17 protein-coding genes are annotated in these 23488 nt (G+C 64.6%); 13 read left to right on the forward strand and 4 right to left on the reverse strand.

Going from position 1 to position 23488, the window contains the following annotated elements:
* Window positions 1-9 precede the first annotated feature (9 nt).
* The 12 genes from tagH (at window position 10) to tagQ (ending at window position 17367) form a co-directional block, all read left to right on the forward strand.
* Window positions 10-1506: a type VI secretion system-associated FHA domain protein TagH gene (gene tagH, locus EGM97_RS10330; RefSeq protein ID WP_238964820.1), complete on the forward strand. Its 1497-nt coding sequence runs from the start codon at window positions 10-12 to the stop codon at window positions 1504-1506.
* 61 nt (window positions 1507-1567) lie between these two features.
* Window positions 1568-2074: a type VI secretion system lipoprotein TssJ gene (tssJ, locus tag EGM97_RS10335; RefSeq protein WP_238964819.1), complete on the forward strand. Its 507-nt coding sequence runs from the start codon at window positions 1568-1570 to the stop codon at window positions 2072-2074.
* Between the two features lie 15 nt (window positions 2075-2089).
* The gene (tssK, locus tag EGM97_RS10340; RefSeq protein WP_238964818.1) at window positions 2090-3424 is read left to right on the forward strand and encodes a type VI secretion system baseplate subunit TssK; all 1335 of its coding nucleotides are present in this window, start codon (window positions 2090-2092) and stop codon (window positions 3422-3424) included.
* 6 nt (window positions 3425-3430) lie between these two features.
* Window positions 3431-4741, forward strand: coding sequence for a DotU family type VI secretion system protein (locus EGM97_RS10345; RefSeq protein WP_053148797.1), 1311 nt, complete (start codon window positions 3431-3433; stop codon window positions 4739-4741).
* The gene (gene tssM / locus EGM97_RS10350) at window positions 4738-8238 is read left to right on the forward strand and encodes a type VI secretion system membrane subunit TssM (protein WP_238964817.1); all 3501 of its coding nucleotides are present in this window, start codon (window positions 4738-4740) and stop codon (window positions 8236-8238) included. The genes EGM97_RS10345 and tssM overlap by 4 nt, the downstream gene beginning before the upstream one ends.
* The gene (tagF, locus tag EGM97_RS10355) at window positions 8235-8888 is read left to right on the forward strand and encodes a type VI secretion system-associated protein TagF (RefSeq protein ID WP_238964816.1); all 654 of its coding nucleotides are present in this window, start codon (window positions 8235-8237) and stop codon (window positions 8886-8888) included. Before tssM ends, tagF begins: the two co-directional genes overlap by 4 nt.
* On the forward strand, window positions 8889-9620 hold the full coding sequence (locus EGM97_RS10360; protein WP_238964815.1) for a PP2C family protein-serine/threonine phosphatase: 732 nt from the start codon (window positions 8889-8891) through the stop codon (window positions 9618-9620).
* Window positions 9617-12715, forward strand: a complete 3099-nt coding sequence (locus tag EGM97_RS10365) for a serine/threonine-protein kinase (RefSeq protein ID WP_275300751.1) — start codon at window positions 9617-9619, stop codon at window positions 12713-12715. Before EGM97_RS10360 ends, EGM97_RS10365 begins: the two co-directional genes overlap by 4 nt.
* Window positions 12715-13431, forward strand: coding sequence for an ABC transporter ATP-binding protein (locus tag EGM97_RS10370; protein WP_275300762.1), 717 nt, complete (start codon window positions 12715-12717; stop codon window positions 13429-13431). Before EGM97_RS10365 ends, EGM97_RS10370 begins: the two co-directional genes overlap by 1 nt.
* Window positions 13431-14627, forward strand: a complete 1197-nt coding sequence (locus EGM97_RS10375) for an ABC transporter permease (protein WP_238964813.1) — start codon at window positions 13431-13433, stop codon at window positions 14625-14627. The genes EGM97_RS10370 and EGM97_RS10375 overlap by 1 nt, the downstream gene beginning before the upstream one ends.
* A complete protein-coding gene (locus EGM97_RS10380) occupies window positions 14620-16347 on the forward strand; it encodes a formylglycine-generating enzyme family protein (RefSeq protein ID WP_477788797.1) in 1728 nt (575 codons plus the stop codon). The genes EGM97_RS10375 and EGM97_RS10380 overlap by 8 nt, the downstream gene beginning before the upstream one ends.
* Window positions 16348-16431: 84 nt before the next feature.
* Entirely contained in the window at window positions 16432-17367 is a 936-nt protein-coding gene (tagQ, locus tag EGM97_RS10385) for a type VI secretion system-associated lipoprotein TagQ (RefSeq protein WP_238964812.1), read from the forward strand.
* 369 nt (window positions 17368-17736) lie between these two features.
* Here the strand turns inward: tagQ and EGM97_RS10390 are convergent, their stop codons facing one another.
* Window positions 17737-18123 carry a hypothetical protein gene (locus EGM97_RS10390; protein WP_477788799.1) on the reverse strand — a complete coding sequence of 129 codons (387 nt, stop codon included), beginning with the start codon at window positions 18121-18123 and terminating at the stop codon, window positions 17737-17739.
* 196 nt (window positions 18124-18319) lie between these two features.
* On the opposite strand from EGM97_RS10390, the gene EGM97_RS10395 reads away from it, so the two are divergent.
* Window positions 18320-18697, forward strand: a complete 378-nt coding sequence (locus EGM97_RS10395) for a helicase (protein ID WP_238964958.1) — start codon at window positions 18320-18322, stop codon at window positions 18695-18697.
* Window positions 18698-18867: 170 nt separating this feature from the next.
* Here EGM97_RS10395 and EGM97_RS10400 read toward each other — a convergent pair whose 3' ends face one another.
* From EGM97_RS10400 to EGM97_RS10410, 3 genes are all read right to left on the reverse strand, one after another.
* Window positions 18868-20265 carry an aminoacyl-tRNA deacylase and HDOD domain-containing protein gene (locus EGM97_RS10400; RefSeq protein ID WP_238964959.1) on the reverse strand — a complete coding sequence of 466 codons (1398 nt, stop codon included), beginning with the start codon at window positions 20263-20265 and terminating at the stop codon, window positions 18868-18870.
* Window positions 20266-20343: 78 nt separating this feature from the next.
* Window positions 20344-22419, reverse strand: coding sequence for an ATP-dependent DNA helicase RecG (gene recG / locus EGM97_RS10405; RefSeq protein WP_238964960.1), 2076 nt, complete (start codon window positions 22417-22419; stop codon window positions 20344-20346).
* 9 nt (window positions 22420-22428) lie between these two features.
* Window positions 22429-23349, reverse strand: coding sequence for a hydrogen peroxide-inducible genes activator (locus EGM97_RS10410; RefSeq protein ID WP_238964961.1), 921 nt, complete (start codon window positions 23347-23349; stop codon window positions 22429-22431).
* Between the last annotated feature and the right edge of the window lie 139 nt (window positions 23350-23488).

Consider the following 23488-nt stretch of genomic DNA (forward strand, 5'->3'; position numbering starts at 1 on the left):
GGAGGCGAGATGCCGCTGTGTTTGACTATCACTAGTTATCACAAGATTACCCCCGGTCAGTGTTCTGAGAAGACACTGCATCAAGGGGTGATGGCAATTGGCCGCAATTCCGACAATGACTGGGTATTACCAGACCCTGAGCGCCTGGTGTCCGGTAAACATTGCGTCATTCAATACAGAGACGGGCGATATTACTTAACCGATAACAGCACTAATGGCGTGGAATTGGTCAAGGCCGGTGTTCGCCTGCGTAAAGGCAACAGCGAGCTGCTGCAGGATGGCGAAATTATCCGTATCGGTGATTACGAGATCCAGGCGCGCGTCGATTTCAACCTGCCGGTCACTGACAGCAACCCCTTTGCAGAAGCACCGAGCAGCTTCGAAGCGTTGATGGGGCGCCAGAGTGCCGCCGTGAATACGCCCCAGTCGATCCCCGCCGTATCGCCAGCGCAATTCCAGGGCGTGTCGGCCATGGACACGATGCCCGACCTGTTCGACTTCCTCACGCCGCCGAGTGTTCCTCCGGCCACTCAGCCTGATCACGTACCGGCTCAACAGCACGATTTCCGCCCGCCGACGCCGATGCCGCGTCCCAGCCCACCGCCCGTGGCCGAACCTGTGGCGATGACGGCTGCCCCGGTGATTCCGGAAGATTGGGACCTGTTCAGTGACAAGCCGGCGCCCGTCGCACCGCCTCCTGTCACGTCAATGCCCGTGGTCGAGCCCGTCTCGATCCCGGTACCGTCAATACCGGTCGCTGAAATCCCCGTACCCGAAATCGCGGTGCCTGATTTCAATGCACATGAGATCAGAGTGCTGGAACCCAGCCTGCCGGTTGAACCCGCGCCGCCTCGTGAGCGGCCGGTCTCCCGGGTCGAGCCGCCCGTCGCGCCTGCCCGGCCGGTCGATGCCAGCCAGCCCGACCTGCTGCAAGCTTTCCTGCGCGGCGCCGGGCTGGATCAGTTGCGCCTGGACACGGCCCAGGCCGAGGCGCAGATGGAAAGCATCGGCCGCAGTTACCGGCTGATGGTCGAGGGCCTGATCGATGTCCTGCGCGCCCGCAGCAGCCTCAAGGGTGAGTTCCGCATTCAGCAAACGATGATCCAGCCAGTGGAAAACAATCCGCTGAAATTCGCCCCCAACGTCGACGAAGCGCTGTTGTTGCTGTTGCGTCATGGCAATCAGGCGTTCATGGCGCCGGACGCCGCCGTGCGCGACAGCTTCGACGACCTGCGCGCCCACCAACTGGCCGTCATGGCCGGCGTGGAGGCGGCAATCAAACATCTGCTGGCGCGCTTCGAACCGACGCAACTGGAAGAGCGCATGGGCAAGCCCGGCGGGTTGTCGACTCTATTCAGCGGTTCGCGTCAGGCCCAGTACTGGCAACAGTTCACCGAGCTCTACAGCAATATTTCCCGGGAAGCCCAGGAGGATTTCCAGGACCTGTTCGGTCGAGAATTCAGCCGTGCCTACGAAGAGCACAGCACACGACAGCGGCGTCGCTGAACGTCGCCCATAAACCCATCAATCAAACAACGGATAGCTCAAACGTCATTGAGGACGCAGGATGATTCCCAGGTTTTTCTTCGCAGTCGCCACCGCGCTTCTGTTGACCGCGTGCGCCAAGGACACGGCCCAAACCCAGCCCGAAGAGGCTGAGGCCGATACCGCCGCCGTCGAGTTGCATTTTCATTCCATTGCCGGCCTCAACCCCGGCGCCACCGGCCAGCCGGCTCCGGTCCGGGTGCGTATTTTCGAACTGAAGAACGCCGCCACCTTCGGCCGTGCCGATTACTTCGCCCTGGCCGAACGGGCCCAGGCGACCTTGGGCGCCGACCTGATCGACCAGGACGAAGTGCTGGTCCACCCCGATCAGCAACTGAGCCTGCAACGCGATCTCGACCCATCGACCCGGTTCATCGGCATCCTGGTGGGCTATCGCGAGCTGGACCGGTCGCAGTGGCGTACGCTGTTGAATGTCCCGGCGCGCCAATACACCGAATACCAGATCAGCCTCGACGTGCGCGCCGTGCGCAGCGACGTCGTCGTTCCCCCATCCAGCCCTGCCCAATAAGCAATCGGAGCCCCCATGTCCTGGAACAATCGTGTGGTCTGGTCGGAAGGCATGTTCATTGGAACGCAGCACTTCCAGCAGCATGACCGTTACCTGGAAAACCTCATCGACGCCCGCAGCCGCCCTTTGTCGGCCGGCGCCTGGGGTTTCTCCGAATTGCTGATCGACCAGGGCCTGCTGGCCCAAGGCAAACTGGCGATCATTTCGGCGCGGGGCCTGTTGCCGGACGGCACGCCCTTCAACATTCCCCAGGACGACGTGGCGCCGACGCCGTTGAACGTCGACGACGACCTGCGCGATGGCCTGGTGTACCTGGCGCTGCCGCTCAAGCGCGCCGGTGCCCGTGACACCGTCGATGAAGGCGAGGAACTCGGCGCGGCCCGCTACGTGAGCCAGGTGTGCGAAGTGCGCGACGACAACGCACCCTTCGAGAACCGGGCGCCGGTGGCCTTGGGGTCAAGAGCCTTGCGCCTGCTGACGGCCCAGGATGGCATCGGCGACTACGCTGCCGTCGGTGTGGTGCGTATCAAGGAAAAACGCGCCGACCGCGCCCTGGTGCTCGACGACAGCTACATCCCGCCCGTGCTGGATGTGGCCGCTTCCAAACCGCTGGCCGCGTTCCGCAGTGAACTGCTGGGCCTGCTGCACCAGCGCGGCGAAGCCCTCGCAGGACGCGTAGTGGCTTCCGGTGCCGGCGGTGCTTCGGAAATCGCCGACTTCATGCTGCTGCAACTGGTCAACCGCGCCCAGCCGCTGGTCCAGCACCTGAGCCAGTTGAGCCCGCTGCACCCCGAGCGGTTCTACAGCGAGCTGGTGGCGCTGGCCGGGGAATTCTCCACCTTCACGGCGTCCGGACGACGACCGCAGGAATACCCGCAGTACCAGCACGATGACCTGGTCCTGAGCTTCACGCCGGTGATGCAGGCCTTGCGTGAAGCCCTGTCGATGCTGATCGACAGCAAGGCGACGCCGATCCCGATTGTCGAGAAAGCCTACGGCATCCACGTGGCGATGCTGGCCGACAAGACCCTGCTCGACAGCGCCAGCTTCATCCTCGTGGTGCGCGCCGATGTGCCTGCCGAAACCCTGCGCGGCCGCTTCGGTCAGCAGAGCAAGGTCGGTTCGGTGGAGCACATCCGGGATTTGGTCAATCTGCAGTTGCCGGGCATCGGTCTGCTGCCGTTGCCGGTGGCGCCACGGCAGTTGCCGTACCACGCCGGCTCCACCTACTACGAACTCGACCGGGGCAGCGATCACTGGAAACAGCTGAGCAACTCCGGCGGTTTTGCGTTCCACATCGCCGGCCAGTTCCCTGGGCTGAACCTGGCCTTTTGGGCGATCCGAGGATAATTCGCCATGAGCAACGATGATCGTACCCAGTTCATGCCGACGCCCGGTGGCCGTGGCGCCGATCCCTTCCGTCCGGATGCCGGGCGTCCGGCGCCTGCGCCGGCGTCCGCGCCGCTGTCGATGCCGGCCGCGCCGGTCCTGACCGGCAAGGCCCAAGGGCTAAATCCACTGGAGAGCGCCGCCGGCCCGTTGCTGGCGTTGCTGACGCGCCTGCGCAACACCATCGCCCACCCGGCGCCGGCCAGCCTGCGGGCGCAATTGCTGGCTTACCTGCGCCAGTTCGAAGAGCGCGCCGAAGCCGCCGGTGTGGTACGCAATGACGTACTGCTGGCCCGCTACGCCTTGTGCACCGCCCTGGACGAAGCGGTGTTGAGCACCCCGTGGGGCGGCACCAGCGATTGGGGCAAGCAGAGCCTGTTGATCACCGTGCACAACGAAGCCTGGGGCGGCGAGAAGGTTTTCCAGCTGCTGGAGCATTGCCTGCAAAGCCCGCGGGAACGCCTGTACCTGCTGGAACTGCTGTACCTGTGCATGTGCCTGGGCTTCGAAGGGCGCTACCGAGTGATGAACGACGGTCGCAGCCAACTGGAAGCCTTGCGCGAGCGCACCAGTGCGGTGATCCGCAGCGCCCGTGGCGACTACGAGCGCGAGCTGTCGCCCCATTGGCGTGGCGTCACCGTGGCCCGTGACCGGCTGGCGCAATTCATGCCGCCCTGGATCGCCGTGGCCATCGGCGCCGCGCTGCTGTTGGCGCTGTTGTTCGGCCTGCGCATGAAGCTGGCCTCCGATGCGGAGCCGGTGTTCAAGAACATCCATGCCCTGGGGGAAATCCCGGTGCAGGCCATCGACCGCCCCGTGGTGCAGCCGAAAGTGATCGAGCGGCCGCGACTGGCCGGTTTCCTGGCCGATGAAATCAGGGCCGGGCGGATCGCGGTGGAAGATGCCGTCGACCGTTCCGTGGTGACCATCCGTGGCGATGAACTGTTCGCCTCCGGCAGCGCCAGCATCAAGGACGATTTCCAGCCGCTGATGCTGCGCATCGCCGATGCGGTGCGCAAGGTCAAGGGCCAGGTGCTGGTCACCGGCCACAGCGACAACCGTCCGATCGCCACGCTGCGGTTCCCGTCCAACTGGGCGCTGTCCGAGGCGCGAGCCCAGTCGGTGTTGCAGATTCTGGCGGCCAAGACCGGCCAGCCCGAGCGCTTCAGCGCCGAAGGCCGCAGCGACACCGAACCACTGGCTTCCAATGCCACCACGGAAGGCCGCGCGCGCAATCGCCGGGTTGAAATCACAGTATTGGCGGAGGGGGTCGAGTGAAAGCGTTTTTCAGTTTTATGATCCGCTGGGTCATCCCGTTGCTGGGGCTGATCGCCCTGAGCCTGATCATCTGGTTCGTTGGCCCGCTGTTGGACTGGCTGGTGCCGGAAGGCCGGCGCTGGGCGTTGATCATCCTGGTGTTCGCGGTGTGGATCGCCTACCGGGTGTTCCGCATCATCCAGGCCCGCCGGCAAGCCGCCGAGGTCATGCGCAGCCTGGCCGAGCAAACCCCGCCGGACCCCTCCAGCATTGCCACCGCCGAAGAGTTGGAAACCCTGCGCCAGCGCATGGACGAAGCCCTGGCGCTGCTCAAGAAAGCCAAGCTCGGGGGTGACGAGCGGCGCAACCTCTACGAACTGCCGTGGTACGTGATCATCGGCCCGCCAGGCTCGGGCAAGACCACTGCGCTGGTCAACTCCGGGCTGCACTTTCCGCTGGCAGCCCAGTTGGGCGCCGGTGCGGTGCGTGGCGTGGGGGGGACGCGCAACTGCGACTGGTGGTTTACCGATCAGGCCGTGTTGCTCGACACCGCTGGCCGCTACACCACCCAGGACAGCGACGCGACCGTCGACAAGGCGGCGTGGCTGGGCTTCCTGGGGCTGTTGAAGAAACAGCGCGCCCGGCGCCCCATCGACGGTGCGTTCATCGCCATCAGCCTGTCCGACCTGCTGCTGGGCAGCGACGCCGAGCGCGCCGCCCATGCCGCCGCGATCCGGCTGCGGATCCAGGAGCTGTACACCCAACTGGGCGTGCGCTTCCCGGTTTACCTGATGCTCACCAAGCTCGACCTGGTGCCGGGGTTCATGGAGTTTTTCGACACTCTGAGCAAGGAAGAGCGCGCCCAAGTCTGGGGCATGACCTTCGCCCTCGACGACGGCAAGAGCAACGACAGCCCGCTGGCGCACCTGCAAAGCGAATTCGCCGGCCTGGAACAGCGTCTCAACGACCGTCTGGTGGAGCGCCTGCAACAGGAACGCGACCCGGCGCGGCGCGACTTGATTTATGGCTTCCCACAGCAGTTCGGTGCCTTGAAGGACTGCCTGCAAAGCTTCCTCGAAGGCGTGTTCAAACCCAACGCCTTCGAAGAGCGCGTGTTGCTGCGTGGCGTGTATTTCACCAGCGGCACCCAGGAGGGCAGCCCGATCGACCGCTTGATCGGCGCCATGGCCCAGAGCATGAACCTGGACCGCCAGCACCTGGCGCGCCAGACCGGCACCGGGCGCAGCTACTTCATCGAAAAACTGTTCACCGCCGTGGCATTTGCCGAACGCGGGCTGGTAGGCGTCGACCCCAAGGTCGAGCGTCGGCGCAAGTGGATCGCCCGGGGCGTGTTGGCCTCCACCGTGGTCCTGGTGCTGGTGGTTGGCTCGTTGTGGTGGGTCAGTTACCGCGCCAATCAGGCGTACATCGCTCAGGTCGACCAGAAGGTCGCGCCGCTGGGCCAGACCGTACAGAACCTCAGCCCGGCACAGCGCGACGTGCTCGCGGTGTTGCCACTGCTCAACGCCGTGAAACACCTGGCCGACGATGCGCCGAGTTGGGCAGAAGGCCTGGGTCTGTACCAGGGCGACATGCTCGAAGCCGAGTCCGGCAGCGTCTATCGCAAGCTGCTGATCGCCGTGTTCGCTCCCCGTCTGCTGACGCGCATCGAAGAGCAACTGCACAGCGGCGGCAATTCGGACTTCCTCTACGAAGGCTTGAAGGCCTACCTGATGCTCGCCGACACCGAGCATTACGACGCCGACTTCATCAAGGCCTGGATTGCCCTGGACTGGGACCGCAGCCTGCCCCGTGATCTGCCGGCCGAACAGCGTCTGGCCCTGACCGAGCACCTGCAATCACTGTTCGAGCGTCGTCCGCCCACCGCACGGCTGGACCCTCGGCTGATCGAAGACCTGCGCCGACAACTGCAACAACTGCCCGTGGCCCAGCGTGTCTATGACCGCATCAAGCGTCAGAAACTGCCCGAAGGCATCCCGGACTTCCGCATCAACGAAGCCGCCGGGCGAGACGCGGCGCTGGTGTTCAGCCGCAAGAGTGGCAAGCCGCTGGGCGAGCCGTTGAGCGGGTTCTTCACCGTCAAGGGTTACCGCCAGGGCTTTCTGCTCGCCAGCCTGAGCCAGACCGGCACCCTGGCCGAGGAGCAATGGGTGCTGGGCCATGAACAGGCCGACCAGCAGAACGTCGCCAGCCTGGCCGCCGATGTGCGCCGCCTGTACTTCCAGGACTACCAGCGCCAATGGGACGCCTTGCTCGCCGACATCGACTTCGTGCCCATCACCAGCGTGGCCCAGGCCGCCGATGTGCTGCGGGTGATTTCCGGGCCGACCTCGCCGTTGAAAAAACTGCTGGTGGCGGTGGCGAAGGAGACCGACCTGCAACAGGACGAACGCCTGCTGGCCGCCCAAGGCGCGCCGGCAGAAGGCGGGGTGGATAAGCTCAAGGAGCGCCTGGGCAGCCTGCTCGGCCAGGAACAGGCGACGCAAAACGCGCCTGCCCAGAGCGACGATCCGATCACCGCGCACTTCGCCGAGCTCAACAGCATCGTCAACAAGAACGAAGGCGAACCGGCGGCCATCGATGGCCTGTTGGCCGACATGAACGCGCTGTACGTGCAGGTCAGCGCCATGGTCGGCGCCAGTGGCGATGCCTTGCTCGGCGAGGCCAAGAACCAGGCGGCCGCCGCTGCCACCCGGGTCAGCCTCAACGCCGAGCGTCAGCCGCCGTTGGTTCAGGGGCTGGTCAAGTCGGTGGTCAACTCCACCACCAACACCATGATGGGCGGGGTGCGCAATCAACTGAACGCCGCCTGGACCAGCGAGGTGGTGAACATTTATCGCCAGTCCCTGGCCGGGCGTTATCCGATGTCGCCGGGCAGTGCACGGGATGCGACCCTCGATGACTTCGGCCAGTTCTTCGGTGTCGGCGGGGTGATGGACAACTACTTCCGCAAATATCTGCAACCCTACGTCGATACCTCGACGCCAACCTGGCGTTGGCAGCCGGGCGCTGCGCAGAAGCTGGGCATTTCTCCCGGCGTGCTGCAAACCTTCCAGCGCGCCGCCGCCATTCGCGATGCGTTCTTCCGTTCCGGCGGCACCCAGCCGATGGTGCGCTTCGAGCTCAAACCGGTGGCCATGGACTCGACCATCACCCAGTTCCTGCTCGATCTGGACGGCCAGCAACTGAGCTACGACCACGGCCCGAGTCGCCCGACCGCCATGCAGTGGCCCAACCCCGGCAGCATCGGCGTGGTGCGTATCTCGATCATGCCGCCGTCGTCCAGTGGCCGTTCCGGCATCACCCTGGATGGCCCGTGGGCCTGGTTCCGGCTGCTGGAGCAATCGGACCTGACCGCCGGCAACTCGCCGGACCGCTTCAACCTGCGGCTGCGGGTCGATAACGCCAGTGCCTCGTACGAACTGCGGGCTAACAGCGCCTTCAACCCGTTCAAGAGCCGGGTACTCAGTGGCTTCAGCCTGCCGGAGCGGCTATGAGTACAGCGGGCTTCTATGGAAAGTTGGCCAGCCGCGGGGACTTCGTCAGCCGTGGCTTGCCCCAGAGCTTTATCGCGCCGTGGGATTCCTGGCTGGCGGCGGGTCTGCTCGCCAGCCAGACCAGCCTTGGCGAGCGTTGGCTGGATGCGTATCTGGTCAGCCCGCTGTGGCGCTTTTTGGTCGCCCCCGGTGTCTGTGGTCCGGACGCCGCCGTGGGCGTGGTAATGCCGAGCATCGACCGGGTCGGCCGCTATTTCCCGCTGACGGTGGCGGTGCTGCTGGAGCCCGACGCGGACCCCGCATCCGTGGTGGGCGGCGCGGACGAGTGGTTCGAGCGGGTGGAGAACCTGCTCCTGAGTACCCTGAACGTGGAGGCCAGTTTCGAGGCCTTCGGCGCGGAACTGGAAAATCTGGGTAGCCCGTTGTATCGGTCGCGCACCCCCAGCAGCCGCTTCGCCAGCCTGCATCGCTTCGACGCCACTGACCCGCAGACGCGCATGAGCGCGCTCGCCGAGTCGTCCTGCGAAGGGGCGAGCCTGTGGTGGGGCCAGGGATCGGAGCGCATCGCGCCCGGTTTGATGCGGTGCCAGGGTTTGCCGGCTGCCGCTGATTTTGCGCAATTTTTGCTCGGCCAAGAAGGTGTTGTGTAGATGCGTCCAAGTGCTGGGAAAGCATTCAAGTCTGCAAGCAAGAGCCATGTCGGCATGGTCCGCCAGGTCAACGAAGACGCTTGCCTGGACCTGCCGGAAAACGGTTTATGGGTGGTCGCCGATGGCATGGGCGGGCACGCGGCGGGCGACTACGTCAGCAGCCTGATCGTCGATAGCTTGCGCGGCATTGCCTTGGGTCGCTCGCTGGACGAATACGTCGCGGCGCTGCAAACCGACCTGCTGCGGGTCAACGCCGCCGTGCGCGAGGAAACCGCCAACCGTGGCGTGACCATGATGGGCAGCACCGTCGTGGTGCTCGCCACCCGCGATCTGCGCGGCATGTGCCTGTGGGCCGGCGACAGTCGTTTGTACCGGCTGCGCGACGGGGTGTTGGACAGCATCTCCCGCGACCACAGCTACGTTCAGGACCTGCAGGACAGTGGTCTGCTCAGCGAAGCCGAGGCTCGGGTGCATCCACGGGCCAATATCGTCACCCGGGCCATTGGGGTCGAGGCGCAGTTGAAGCTGGCGATGGTCGAGTTGTTGCTGGTGCCCGGCGACAGCTACCTGTTGTGCAGCGACGGGCTGACCAAGACCGTCGAAGACGATGAAATCCGCGAAGTGCTCAACCACGACGAACCCGGCGAAATCGCCAGCAGCCTGGTATCCCTGGGCCTGATGCGCGGCGCGCCGGACAACATCACCGTAGTGGTCGTGAAGGTGCCGGCATGAACTCTGTCATGAACATCCAGATCCCCGGCTACGACATCGAAGGGGAGATCGGCGAAGGCGCGATGGCGAGCGTCTACCTGGCGACCCAGCGGTCCCTGGAGCGCAAGGTCGCGCTGAAAGTCATGGCCGCCGCGCTGGCCGCCGACCCGACGTTCTGCGAGCGCTTCCTGCGCGAGGGCAAGACCCTGGCGCGCCTGTCGCATCCGCACACGGTCACCATCCATGACATCGGCAACGTCGGTGAGCTGTATTACATGGCGATGGAGTACCTGCCCAACGGTACGCTCAAGGAGCGCATCGCCGCCGGCCTGTCGCCGGAGCAGGGCCTGATCTACATCCGCCAGATCGCTTCGGCCCTGGGTTACGCCCATGGCCTGGGCCTGGTGCACCGCGACGTGAAACCGGCCAACATCCTGTTCCGCGCCGATGGCACGGCGGTGCTCTCGGACTTCGGCATCGCCAAGTCCCTGGACGACCGCACCCAGTTCACCCAGGCCGGTTTTGCCGTCGGCACCCCCAGTTACATGAGCCCTGAACAAGCACGCGGCCAGGACATCGACGGTCGCGCCGACCTGTATGCCCTGGGTGTGGTGCTCTACGAAATCCTCGTCGGCAAACTGCCCTATACCGGCAACGACGCACTGTCCACGGCCCTGGCCCACCTGACCGAACCACTGCCGGAGTTGCCGGTGCACCACGGCCGCTACCAGGACGTGCTGCGCAAGTTGCTGGCGAAGGACCCGGCGGAGCGCTTCCCGGATGCGGCGGCGTTGTTGCGGGCGCTGGATAACCTGCCCCAGGACTCCGAAGCGACGCTGATCCGGCCCATGCCGCTTCCCGTCCCGCCCATTGCGAAGGCCGATGACCTGGCGGGCCTGACGCCGATGTCCATCGACATCCCGAGCGGTCCGGCGCAGCCGCAATCGCAACCCCGGCCAACCCCGCCACCGGTGAACCCACCTCCGCGGCCGGTCGTTGCGCCATCGCGCAAGCCCCCGGTATTCGCCCTCGCCGCCGTTGCGGTGGCCGTGGCGCTGGCGTTGGGTGGGGCGGGTTATTGGTGGCTGTCCGGCGACTCCGGCAAAAAGGACACGAAGACGCCGATAGCATCGACCTCATCGACCAAGCCACCGGTGAAGACACCTGACGCGCCGCCGGTGAAAACCCCCGACACCACGCCGGCCCAGCCGCCCGTGGCGCCGCCGGTGAATCCGCCCGTGGCGACCCAGGCCGATGGCGGCCAGCGTCCGCTGTTGATGGCCGGCAAGAAAACCCTGTTCCAGCGGGTGCTCAGCAAACCGGGGGCGACGCTCGTCGACGAACCGGGTGCCGCGCCCGGCAAGGCCCTGCCGGCGTTTTCCGTGCTCTACGTGTACCAACGCAAAGACGTCAACGGCAGCCCGTGGGTACGCGTCGGCGCCGCCACCGACGGGCGCAGCGACGGCTGGTTGCCGGCCGCTCAGGTCAGCGACTGGAAGCAGAGCCTGGTGCTCAAGTTCACCGAACGCTCGGGCCGGGCGCCGGTGATGTTCCTGCGCCAGCCCGGTGAAGTGGAAAAGCTGCTGGTTAATCCTTCCAACGCCAAAAACGTGCTGCTCAAGGCCCAGCAGAACCCGACGGACAACCAGCAGGTGCTGGCCCTGGAACCGGCGGCCAGCGCCGTGCCGCAGAACCAGTTCTACCTGTTGCCGATCTTCGATTCGCGCGAGAGCTTCGACGAGAACGGCCAGCCGGTGCAGTTGTTGAACGTGGCCTCCATCGACCCCGGCAGCCCGCCTCGGACCGCGTCCAACAACACGCCGATCCTGACCGCCAACGCCGATGCGTTCCGTACCGCCGTGGTGCTGGTGGTGGACACCACCGTGTCCATGCAGCCCTACATCGATCAGGTGCGCGACGTGGTCCACGAACTGCAGACCCGCATCGCCGAGCGTGGCGAACTGGACAGCGTCAGCTTCGGCCTGGTGGGTTTCCGCAGCAGCGTCAAGAAAACCCCGGGCCTGGAATACGTCGCCAAGACCCTGATCACCCTGGAACAGGGGCGCGACCCGCAACGCTTCCTGGACCTCGCACGGCAGGTCAAGGCCTCCACCGTGTCGAGCCATTCGTTCAACGAGGACGCGTTTGCCGGCGTGATGGAAGCGGTGGAGGGCATGGACTGGTCCGGCTATGGCGGGCGCCTGATCCTGCTGATCACCGACGCCGGCGCCCTGCGCAAGAATGACCCGTTTGCCGCGACACAGATGAACGAAGCGGAAGTGCGTCAAGCGGCCCTGGGCAAGCAGATCAAGATCTACGCCTTGCATCTGCTCAGCGACGCCGGCAAGAAAACCCACGCTGGCGCCCAAAGCCAATACCGCACCCTGACCGCCGACGCCAACCCACAGATCGGTGACCTGTACATTCCAGTGCCGGGCGCCGATGTGCGCAAGCTCGGCGAGCGGGTGGACGAGATCGGCTCGGTGTTCGCGGATCTGGTGCATCAGGTGCGCAGCAATAAGCCGCAAAGCGTTCCGGCGCTGGGAGCCGCGCCGAGCCTGGCCGACAAGTCGGCGGCCGTGGGCTACGCGATGCACATGGATTTCCTCGGTCGCAAGACCGCCAGCCAGGCGCCGCAACTGGTCAGCGCCTGGACTGCCGACCGCGACCTGACCAACCCGGCGCTGCCGGCGTTCCAGGTGTGCGTGATGCTGACCAAGCTGCAACTCAACGACCTGCAGCAATCGTTGAAGCTGATCGTCGACGCGGCCCGCAAGACCCAAAGCTCGCCCAAGGATTTCTTCCAGGAAATCGCCAGCGCCAGTGCCTACATGAGCCGCGACCCATCGGCCCTGCGCAAGGGCGGCAACCTCGCCGATGGCGGGATCCTCGGCGAATACCTGGAAGGGCTGCCGTACCGCAGCAAGTCGCTGAACATGACTCAGGACCTGTGGCTGTCCTTGAGCGTGGCCGAGCAGGAAGACTTCATCGATGAGCTGGAGTCGAAAATCCGCCTCTATGAAACCTTCCACAACGACCTCGCCAACTGGGTGCGCTTCGGCGACGCCGAGCCGGGCGATGCCCTGTACCGCGTTCCACTGTCGACGTTGCCATGATGCTGACGATGAACGCGGTGCACAAAAGCCGGGGCGCCGGCAGCCAGCGCTACAGCCTGGTGGTTCCACGGCTGCACCTGCGTGCCGGTGAACAACTGGCGCTGGTCGGTCCCAGCGGCTGCGGCAAGAGCACGCTGCTGGACATGCTGGCGCTGGTGTTGGCGCCGGATCAGGCCGGGCAGTTCGACTTTGCGCCGGGCAACACGTCGCTGGACATCGCCAAATTGTGGCGTGGGTCGCAACAGGACACCTTGGCCGAGCTGCGCAGCCGCCACCTGGGGTATGTTCTGCAAACCGGGGGGCTGCTGGGCTTCCTGGACGTACGCGGCAACATCGAGTTGTCGCGCAAACTGCTGGGCTTGAAGGATGACGGCAGCGTGATGCGCCTGGCCGGACAATTGGACATTGCCGATCAACTGGACAAGAAACCGGCGGACCTCTCTGTGGGCCAGCGCCAACGGGTCAGTTGCGCCCGCGCCCTGGCCCATGGCCCGCGTCTGCTGCTGGCCGATGAACCGACCGCTGCCCTCGATCCGCTAAACGCCGAGCGGGTCATGCACTTGCTGGTGGCCCAGGCCCGCGACAGCGGCGTGTGCTGCGTCGTCGCCACCCACGATGAAGCCTTGGCCCGGGCCAGTGGTTTGCAAGTGCGGCGCATCAGTTGCCGCCGCGACGCCGACGGCGGCGTCACCGCGACCCTCGGGGAGGCTTGCTGATGCGCGGCGCGCTGGTGGCTTCCCTGGCCTGGCAGGATTACCGCAACGATGCGTGGCTGTCGGCTTGCTCGGTGTTGGCGCTGGTGGCCGTGGTGGCGCCCTTGCTGGTGTTGTTCGGGCTGAAATTCGGCCTGGTCACCAGCCTGACCGAACGCCTGCAGAACGACCCGGCCACTCGGGAAATCATCCCCCTGGGCGGTGGTCGGTTCAACGCGCAATTCATCGAGCAACTGGCCCGGCGCGGCGACGTGGCTTTCGCCTTGCCGCGCACTCGGCAGATCGCCGCGACGGCGGACTTGAGCAACGCCGCGTCGGCGCTCACCGTCGAGATGATCCCGACGGCCGCCGGCGATCCCCTGCTTGAACGCCTGCCATTGCCCCAAGGGCTGGATCAGGTGGTGATCAGCCAGACCGCCGCCGAGAAGCTTGGCGTCAAGGCGGGCGATTGGTTGCAGGCCAGTTTCGGCCGGCAGGTGGCCGGTCGCAGCGAGGCCCAGCGCACGCGGGTCCAGGTGCTGCACGTACTGCCGCTGGAAGCCTTTGCCCGGGACGGTCTGTTCGCGCCGCTGGCTTTGCTGGAGGCCGCCGAGGATTACCGCGACGGTCGCGCCGTGCCGGCGTTCGGCTGGCCCGGCGATGGGGTGGGCGTGGCTGGGCAACGGGTCTATCCAGCGTTTCGTTTGTATGCGCGCAGCCTCGGTGATGTAGAGCCGTTGCGGCAGTATTTCGCGGGGCAAAATCTGCTGGTATCCACCCAGGCCCAGACCATCGCACAGGTGCAATCGCTGAGCCGCAATCTGTCGATCGTGTTCTGGATCATCGCCGGGTTGGCCCTGGCCGGTGCTTTCGCGGCGATCTTTGCCGGCGCGCTGGCGGCGGTCGAGCGCAAGCGCCGGGAACTGTCGGTGTTGCGCCTGTTGGGGGTATCCACCGCCGCGCTGTTGCTGTTCGTGGTATTGCAGGCACTCTACAGCGCCACGCTGGCGGCCGTGCTCAGTGCCGGCCTGTATGGCCTGGCGCAGTCGGGTCTCAATTATTTATTTGCGCAGATGCCAGGCGAATACGCCAGCCATCTGCTGGTGCGTCACTACACCCTGGCCCTGGTGGCCGTGCTCGGCGTCAGCGCCCTGGCAGCGGCTTGTGGCGGCTGGCGGGTGGCGCGTATCCAGGCGTCTGAAGGAATTCGCGATGTATAAGTTATTGGGCGCCGCCGTGGCGCTGAGCCTGGCCAGCCTTGTGTATGCCGATGAAGGCACCGACAAGCTGGACAACCCCAAGCCGTTGCCGGACGACGTCAGCCTGCCGCTGCCCTGTGAGGGGCAAATGGTGTTTCGTTACGTCTACATCCTTGCCCAGGGTACCCTGGACGACCGCGAGATCAGCCTCGGCTATCCGTTCAGCGAAGGTGAGGCCGGCTACCAGCAGTCATTCATTTCCGGTTACCGGCGCGACTTCATCAACGGCCAGTTCACCCTCAAGGATCTGCCCAAGGATTGGAGCAAGACCATCACCCCGTTGATGCCCAAGACCGACGCCCAGACGCCGCTCAAGCCGATGCTGTACTTCATCGGCAAGTACGAAGTCACCGCCCGCCAGTATGCCCAGGTCATGGCCCAGGCGCAGTCCCTCGCCAGCGGCGAACCGGCACCGGCCTGCGAAGCCCTGCTGGCCGAGTTGCCCCAGGGCATGGCCGGGCGTCTGCCCAAGGTGAAACTGTCCAAGTTCGAGGCGGAGCGTTTCTCGGCGGTGTACAGCGCCTGGCTGATGAAGTACCACAAGGACCTGCTGCCGGTGAGTGGTCGCGGCACCTCTGCCGAAGACGGCGGCCTGGGCTTCGTGCGCCTGCCTACCGAAGTGGAGTGGGAGTTCGCCGCCCGTGGCGGACAGGCCGTCAGCCGCCAGGACCTGGAAGGGCGGCTGTTTCCCCGGCGCGTCGAAGGCAGCGAAAGCGACGGGCCGCTGGGTGATTGGGCCGTCTTCAACCAAGTGGCCGGCGGCACCGGCCAGGCAGCGCGGCTGATGCCCATTGGCACCAAGTTGCCGAACCCCATCGGCCTGTTCGACGTGATCGGCAACGCCGCCGAAATGGTCCAGGAGTCGTTCCAGTTGGTGCATTCCGGACGCCGCCAGGGCGCCTACGGCGGCTTCGTGGTCAAGGGCGGCAATTACCTGGAAGGCGAGGGCACGCTGTTCACCGGCATGCGCCGCGAGTACCCGCTGTTCGCGGCTGACGGTACCGAGCAAAGCAATGAAACCACCGGGTTCCGCGTGGCGGTCGGTGCGCTGTCGGCGCCGCGCTCGCGCTACAAGGAACTGTTCGCCCAGTGGCAGAAAGAAGGTCGCCTCGCATCCCTGACCGACGCCATCGACGACGCCCAGGACCCCACCAAACGCCTGGACAGCATCATCGCCGCCAGCGTCGATCCGCGCCTGCAAGCCGAACTGGGACTGGTCAACGAAGAGCTCAAGCGCAACGTCTCGCTCATCGCCCAGCAGCGCGAGGAAGCGGCGGGCAACCTGATCCAGTCGGCGGCCCTGGTGGCCGAGACCGTCAACAACTACAACATCCGCCTGACCAATTTGCAGCGCAGCCATCAGGCGGCGGTGGATGCCAAGGACGACGCCAGCGCCCAGCTGTTCGCCACGGCCATCGACAACGGCCGCAGTGCGCTGGACGGCGCGGTAGCGATTTATATCGACAACCTGGCAACCGGCACGCGCTACACCGATGCCGTGATTCAGGCGCAGTTTCAACGCATCAAGGAGGAGATGGAACGCAAGCCGGTACTGGGCAAGAGCCTGGTGGCACGCGCCACGTTATTCGTTCGCCATGTCGGGGATTATCGTCAGCAAAAACGAGCCGACCCGGCGGCGATATTGAAGGAATTGCTTGCAACGAGCGCCCAGCGGTCTTGAGCGTTCATTGCCGGCAAGCTTGGAGGGAACTCAGGCGGCGTCGGGCCGTACTGAGCTGGTCAAAACTTAAAAGAGAACACAACTATGCTTTTCTCCCGTAAACCTTTTGCTTCGGTTTCCAAGCGTCACTTGCTGCTGGTCGCGGTCGGCTTCAGCACCGTCCTGACCGGTTGCGCCACGTCGCCGACTTCCAAGGTCGCGTCGAGCACCAAGGTCGAGTACTACCCCAACTGCTACGAGCCGGTGCAGCACCTGCGTGCCACTGAGGGGAACATGACCAAGTCGGTCATCACCGGTGCCGCTGTCGGTGCCGTCGGTGGTGCGCTGCTGGGCGCACTGACCGCCGACAAGGAAGACCGTGGCCGCAACGCCGCCATCGGAGCTGCGGGCGGTGCCCTGGCGGGCGGCGCCGCCGGTTACTACACCGAGCGTCAGAAGCAGATTGCTGATGACAACCAGCGCATCGCGTCCTACGCCGCCGACGTCAACAAAAGTGTTTCCGACATCGACCGCAGCACCGCGTACGCCAAGGCTTCGCAGCAGTGCTATCAGAGCGCGTTCACCAAACTGGTTGCCGACCGCAAGGCCAAGACCGTCAACGACACCGAAGGCCGCAAGCGCCTGGCGGAAATCGTCGCCGGCCTGAAAGAGTCCAACGACCTGATCGTCGCGGTGAACGGCAAAGCGTCCGAAGACCTGAACAACTACACCCAGGCGTACGAGAAAGACCTGCAACAAGTGGGCGTGCAGCGCACCGACGTGGTGACCGTGGCGACCGCCGACACCACCCCGGTCGTGGCACCGACCACCAAGACCAAGAAGCCTGTGAAGCCTGCGAAAAAGCCGGTGCTGCCAACCGTGCCGAAAGAAGCGGTGACCACCGAGAAAACCCTGCAGACCGCCAAGGCCAAGCAGGATGAAAGCAAACAAGTCGCCAGCGCCGGTACCAGCCAGGTCAACAGCATGTGCAAAAACCCGGACCTGGGCGACTGGGCACCGGTTCCTTGCCCGAATGTTTGATTGAGTGGTTGTGAGTGATCACGTCTTTTTCCTGCGTGATCACTGCATGAAAAATCTGTGGGAGCGGGCTTGCTCGCGAACGCGTCGGTTCAGTTGGCATCTGTGTTGCCTGACCCACCGCTTTCGCGAGCAAGCCCGCTCCCACAGTTGTTTTGTGCTGGTCGCAGTATCCGCGTTATCCCCGATTCCCTTGTGGGAGCGGGCTTGCTCGCGATGGCTGCCTTGCGGTTGGCCGGGGCTTTTGGTCGAGTACATATCCATTGCTGCGGTAACGGCCACTTAGGGTTTCGCCCTTACGGCGACTCACTTTTTTTCAGACGCCAAAAAAAGTAAGCAAAAAAGGCTTCGCCCCACCACTGGGCACCTCGCTTACGCTCGGTGTTCCCTCACTCCGGCATTGCTCCGTGGGCCCGCCGCGAAGGGCCATCCATGGCCCAGCGCGGCTATCCCGGCATCCATGCCGGGATGCCCACTCCACAATGCCTGCGTTCGGCCCTTGTGGTTAATGGGGCGCCTAAGATCAAAAGCCAAAGCCAAAGCCAAAGCCAAAGCCAAAGCCAAAGCCAAAGCCAAAGCCAAAGCCAAAGCCAAAGCCAAAGCCAAAGCCAAAGCCAAAGCCAAAGCCAAAGCCAAAGCCACAGCCAAAGCGAGGCAACCTGCAAGCTGATCTGTTTCTTTCAGCCGTACCCGGATTATCTGTGCAAGCAAATTTTGCGCGTCAGGCGGCCTGACAGCCGGCCTATTTCTCTTGGGCATACCCTGATCCAATTGTGGGAGCGAGCCTGCTCGCGATGGCGTCGCCTTGGTTTGCCTCCAGATAGAGAAAACGTGACTTGGCAGTCATCATGCAGGAAATACTGTTCATCTTCCGCTAAAGCGTTCCGATGATGGCGTTCCGCCAAAGAATCGCTAAACTGCCCCGGCCATTCATCTTTCTTACGAGGCCGTGCCGATGAAATTTCGTTTCCTGCTGTGGATGCTGGGCTTGCTGATGGGCAGGGCCAGCCGGACCAACCCGGCGTTCCAGCAGCAACTGGGCGACAAGGACCTGGTGTTCCAGCTGCAAACCCTGGACGCAAAAGTCGCCCGGCACTTCATCGTGAAAGACCAGCGCATCACCAGCCAGTCCGGCACCCACCCAACCCCGGCCTTCGCCATCGCTTTCAAGGACGCCGCCTACGGCTTCGCCACGATGCAGGCCAAGAACAAGCAACTGGCGTTCATGAGCGGCATCCAGGACAAGTCGATCCAGATCAAGGGCAACCCGGCGCTGGTGATCTGGTTTCAGGGGTTGACCAAATATCTGAAGCCCAAGAAACCAAAAGCCTAGCGCTTACTCTGTGGCGAGGGGATTTATCCCCGTTGGACTGCGTAGCAGGCCAAAAAGGCTGACAGGTGTTGGACCGATATGAGCGGGGAAGCAGGTTTTAGGGCTGCTTTGCAGCCCAGCGGGGATGAATCCCCTCGCCACAGGAGCTTCATCCACCTGCAATGGCCTATTCAGCCATGGAACTGCGAAGCCAGTTCCCGCAGCAGCACCTCGGCTTCCAGTACCTTGTGCACCACATCGTTGGCTTTCTCCCGCGTCAGCCCCACGCGTTCGAGCAGCGCATCCGGGATTTCTTCGTCGGGACCGGAGCCGATGCCCCGGGCGCGCAGCAGGCGCACGGCCAGGCACACCAGGTTCGGGTAGGCGGCATATTCGCCGTCGTAGTGCGGGTCGTGCTGGAAGCGCAGTGCGGTGGCCAACTCATCGGGCATGTCCCAATAGCGCATCAGCCATGAGCCGATCTGCTCGCGGCTGATGCCCAGCAGGTGTTGTTCCACGTAGCTGTGGCACAGGTGCGGGTTGACTTCCAGGTGGCGGCACATCAGCGAGAAATGCGGCGGGAAGACGTGGGCCAGCAGCAGGTAGCCGAAGTTGTGCAGCAGGCCGGACAGGTACGTCAGGCCGCCTTCCGGGCGCTGGGCACGGGGCATGGCGCGGGTCAGGCCTTCGATGACGGCGGCGGTGTAGATCGACTGTTGCCAGTACGGCGTGGTGTGTTGCGGATGGTCTTTGGGCAGGCTCAGGGTCTTGCCCAGGGCCAGGCCCAGCGCCAGGTTGATCACCAGGTCGAAACCCAGGACACGGACAATGGCATCTTCCACCGAACGGATCTTGCCCGGCGAGGCGTAGTAGGGCGAGGCGGCCCAGCTCACCACTTGCGCGGCCAGGGCCGGATCGGTTTCGACGACGCCGGTGATGTCGTCGATGGTGGCGTCCGGATCGACCCGCAGTTTGATGATTTTTTGAGCCGTTTCGGCCAGCGGCGGAATTTCAATGGTTTCTTCCAGCCGTTGCTGGATGCGCCGCGCCGTGAAGGCTTGCACCGCCTGGGTGATTTCCGCGCGGTCGTCGTGCGGGCGGTCCAGGTTGGGCGTGATGTTAGTCAGGGCTTCGCCGAAGGTGGCGGCGCTGGCCTTGGTGAGCATGGTCTTGAAGGCTTCGCTGGTGACTTCCAGCAGCACCCCTGATTCGCCCGAATTGATCAGCAGCTTGGGCTCGCGCAGCAGGCTTTCTTCATACAGGCATGGGGAGCTGGTGAGTGCGGGCAGGCCTGGCAGCATGGTCAGGCTGTGTTTGCCAAGCATGCGTTCCAGCTTCTCGGTCGACACCGCCGTGAGCTTGCGGCCGGTAAGTTCGGCCAGGCGGTTGAGGTCCAGCAGCTGGTTTTGCGGAAACAGCACCATGAGCGCACCGACGGCATCGTGCACCAGAACGGCCTGCACCTTGCGGGCTGGGTTCAGGCCCGGTCGGTCGAGCACTTCGTCAAAGGCGATGCCGGATTTCTCGAGCAACTGCCGAATAACAGACGGAGCGTGCGGGATTTCGGGGGCGAGGGCAGCTTCAGTCATGGTCTGTATCCGTTTTCCTACAAGTTGAGCAGTATAACCAGCTTGCCGGACGGGTGGGCCCTGAAACTGAGAGAGTGCTCACACTTGGCCGTATTGCTGCCCATGGCGCAGCCAGCGATCCAGTAACGGGCTGACGTGGTCGGGCCAGCGTTCCAGCAGAGCCTGGGCAGCGTCGCGTACCGCAGGCAGCAGATCAGCGTCGCGCATCAGGTCGGCTACCTTGAATTGAAGCAGACCGGTCTGGCGCGTGCCGAGCATTTCGCCGGGGCCGCGCAATTCGAGGTCTTTCTCGGCGATGACGAAGCCGTCGTTGGTTTCGCGCATGATGCCCAGGCGCTGACGACCGATCTGCGACAGTGGCGGGTGATACAACAGCACGCAATGGCTGGCCGCGCTGCCCCGACCGACCCGGCCGCGCAGCTGATGCAGCTGCGCCAGGCCCAGGCGCTCGGGGTTCTCGATGATCATCAAGCTGGCGTTGGGCACGTCGACACCGACCTCAATCACCGTGGTGGCAACCAGCAACTGCAGGACCCCGGCCTTGAACTCGGCCATGACGGCGGCTTTCTCGGCGGGTTTCATGCGGCCGTGGATCAGCCCGACCTTCAACTCACCGAGGGCAGCGCTGAGGTCTTCATAGGTGGTCTGCGCCGCCTGGCAGGTCAATTCTTCCGATTCTTCGATCAGCGTGCACACCCAATAGGCCTGTCGCCCCTCGGCGCAGGCGCTGCGCACCCGTTCGATCACTTCCATCCGGCGGGTGTCGGTGACCAGCACGGTATTGACCGGCGTACGGCCGGGGGGCAGTTCGTCGAGGATCGAGGTGTCGAGGTCGGCGTAGGCGCTCATCGCCAGGGTCCGTGGGATCGGCGTGGCGGTCATGATCAACTGGTGCGGGCACATCCGCCCGCCCACGCCTTTTTGCCGCAGGGCCAGGCGTTGTTGCACGCCGAAGCGGTGCTGTTCGTCGATGATCACCAGCGCCAGGTTCTTGAACTGCACTTCATCCTGGAACAGCGCATGGGTGCCCACCACCATCGGCGCACCTTCGGCGATCTGCGTCAGGGCGGCGGTGCGGTTCTTGCCCTTGAGCTTGCCGGCCAGCCAGGCGACCTCGATGCCCAGTGGTTCGAGCCAGCGCTGGAAGGTGATGAAATGCTGTTCGGCCAGAATCTCGGTCGGGGCCATCAACGCCACCTGATAACCCGCTTCCAGCGCCTGGAGCGCGGCGAGGGCGGCGACCACGGTCTTGCCGGCCCCCACGTCACCCTGAATCAGCCGCAGCATCGGCTCGGGCTGGCTCAGGTCGTAGGCGATTTCGTTGCCCACCCGTTGTTGAGCCCCCGTTGGCTTGAAGCCCAGGTTCGCCAGGTAGCGGACGGGCAGGTCCCGGGCCTTGGGCATGGCCGGGGCGCGCAGTGAGCGCAGGCTTTCGCGCAGGCGTTGCTGGGACAGTTGATGGGTCAGCAGTTCTTCGAAGGCCAACCGGTGCTGGGCCCAGTGATGACCCAGAGCCAGTTCTTCGACATCGGCATCGGCAGGCGGATGGTGCAGATAGCGGATCGCATCGGCCAGCGGGGCCAATTGGTAGTCCCGCGCCAGTTCGGTGGGTAGCCAGTCAGGCAGGCTGCTGGGGCCCAGCAGGGTCAGAGCTTGTTGGCAGAGCTGGCGCAGGCGCTGCTGGGTCAAGCCTTCGGTAAGGGGGTAGACCGGGGTCAGGGTTTCGTCCACCGGCGGCGGTTCGTCACCCGTGATGGCGCGGTATTCCGGGTGATAGATCTCCAACCCCGACGCACCGGGCCGCGCCTCGCCATAGCAACGCACACGGGTGCCGCGCTTGAGGCCTTCCTTCTGGGCATTGCTGAAATGATAGAAACGCAGGCTGAGCCCACCCGTGCCGTCCTGCAGGCGCACCACCAGGCTGCGGCGGCGGCCCATGACCACATCGGCGCCGCTGACGGTGCCTTCGATCACCGCGTCCTGCCCCGGGCGCAAATGGCCGATGGGCACCACGCGGGTGCGGTCCTGGTAGCGCAGGGGCAGGTGGAACAGCACGTCCTGGAGGTTTTCCAGGCCGACCCTGGCCAGTTTCTCGGCCATGGCCTCGCCCACGCCCTTGAGCGTCGTGACCGGTACCTTGGACAGCTCCGTCATGGCAGCGGCTTACTTGGTGGCGGGCGGCTTGGCCACGGAGCACAGGCGGATCGAGTCAGCGAGGATCTCGATGGCCTTGGGTCGCGGGAAGCTGGCGCGCCAGGCAATGGCGACGGTGCGGAACGGCACGGGGGCCGACATCGGGCGGACTTCGATCACGCCAGGGGCATAGTGGTGGCTGTCCACCGCCGACAACGGCAGGATCGAAATGCCCAGGCCCGAGGCGACCATATGGCGGATGGTTTCCAGGGAACTGGATTCCACCGTGGTGTGCTTGGCGCCTTCGCCGCCCTTGGTCAGGGTCGGGCAGGCTTCGAGCACCTGGTCGCGGAAGCAGTGGCCTTCGCCCAGCAGCAACAGGCTCTTGTCGTTGAGCAGGCCCGCGTCGATGGATTTCTTCTGGGTCCAAGGGTGCTGGGCCGGCATCAATACGTAGAACGGCTCGTCGTAAAGCGGCAGCGTCAGCACATCGGCTTCGTTGAAGGGCAGGGCGATGATGATCGCGTCCAACTCGCCGTTGCGCAGCTTGTCGCGCAGCACGTGGGTAAAGTTTTCTTCGATGTACAACGGCATTTGCGGGGCGACCCGGTGCAGTTGCGGAATCAGGTGGGGAAACAGGTACGGGCCGACGGTGTAGATGGCACCGACCTTGAGCGGGGCAGTCAGCTGGTTCTTGCCAGCCTGGGCCAGTTCGCGGATGCCCTGAGCCTGCTCCAGCACCTTCTGCGCCTGGGCCACGATGCCTTCACCCACCGGGGTCAGGCGCACAGCGCTCTTGCTGCGTTCGAAAATCAGCACACCGAGTTCGTCTTCGAGCTTTTTCACACCCACCGACAACGTCGGCTGGCTGACATGGCAACGCTCGGCCGCATGGCCGAAGTGCTGCTCTTGGGCGAGGGTGACGATGTAGCGTAATTCTGTGAGAGTCATGGCGAGCGTCCGTGAAGTTGCGAGCCAAGCATACCGGCTGCAATCGATAGACGCACGTTATCAGACTGCGGGGGCGGTGGGACACCGTGCAATATGGGACGGTGGCGAAAGAAACAACCTGTGGCGAGGGGATTTATCC

This window comes from Pseudomonas sp. AF32 (genome assembly GCF_022342325.2).
Lineage (GTDB): Bacteria > Pseudomonadota > Gammaproteobacteria > Pseudomonadales > Pseudomonadaceae > Aquipseudomonas > Aquipseudomonas uvaldensis.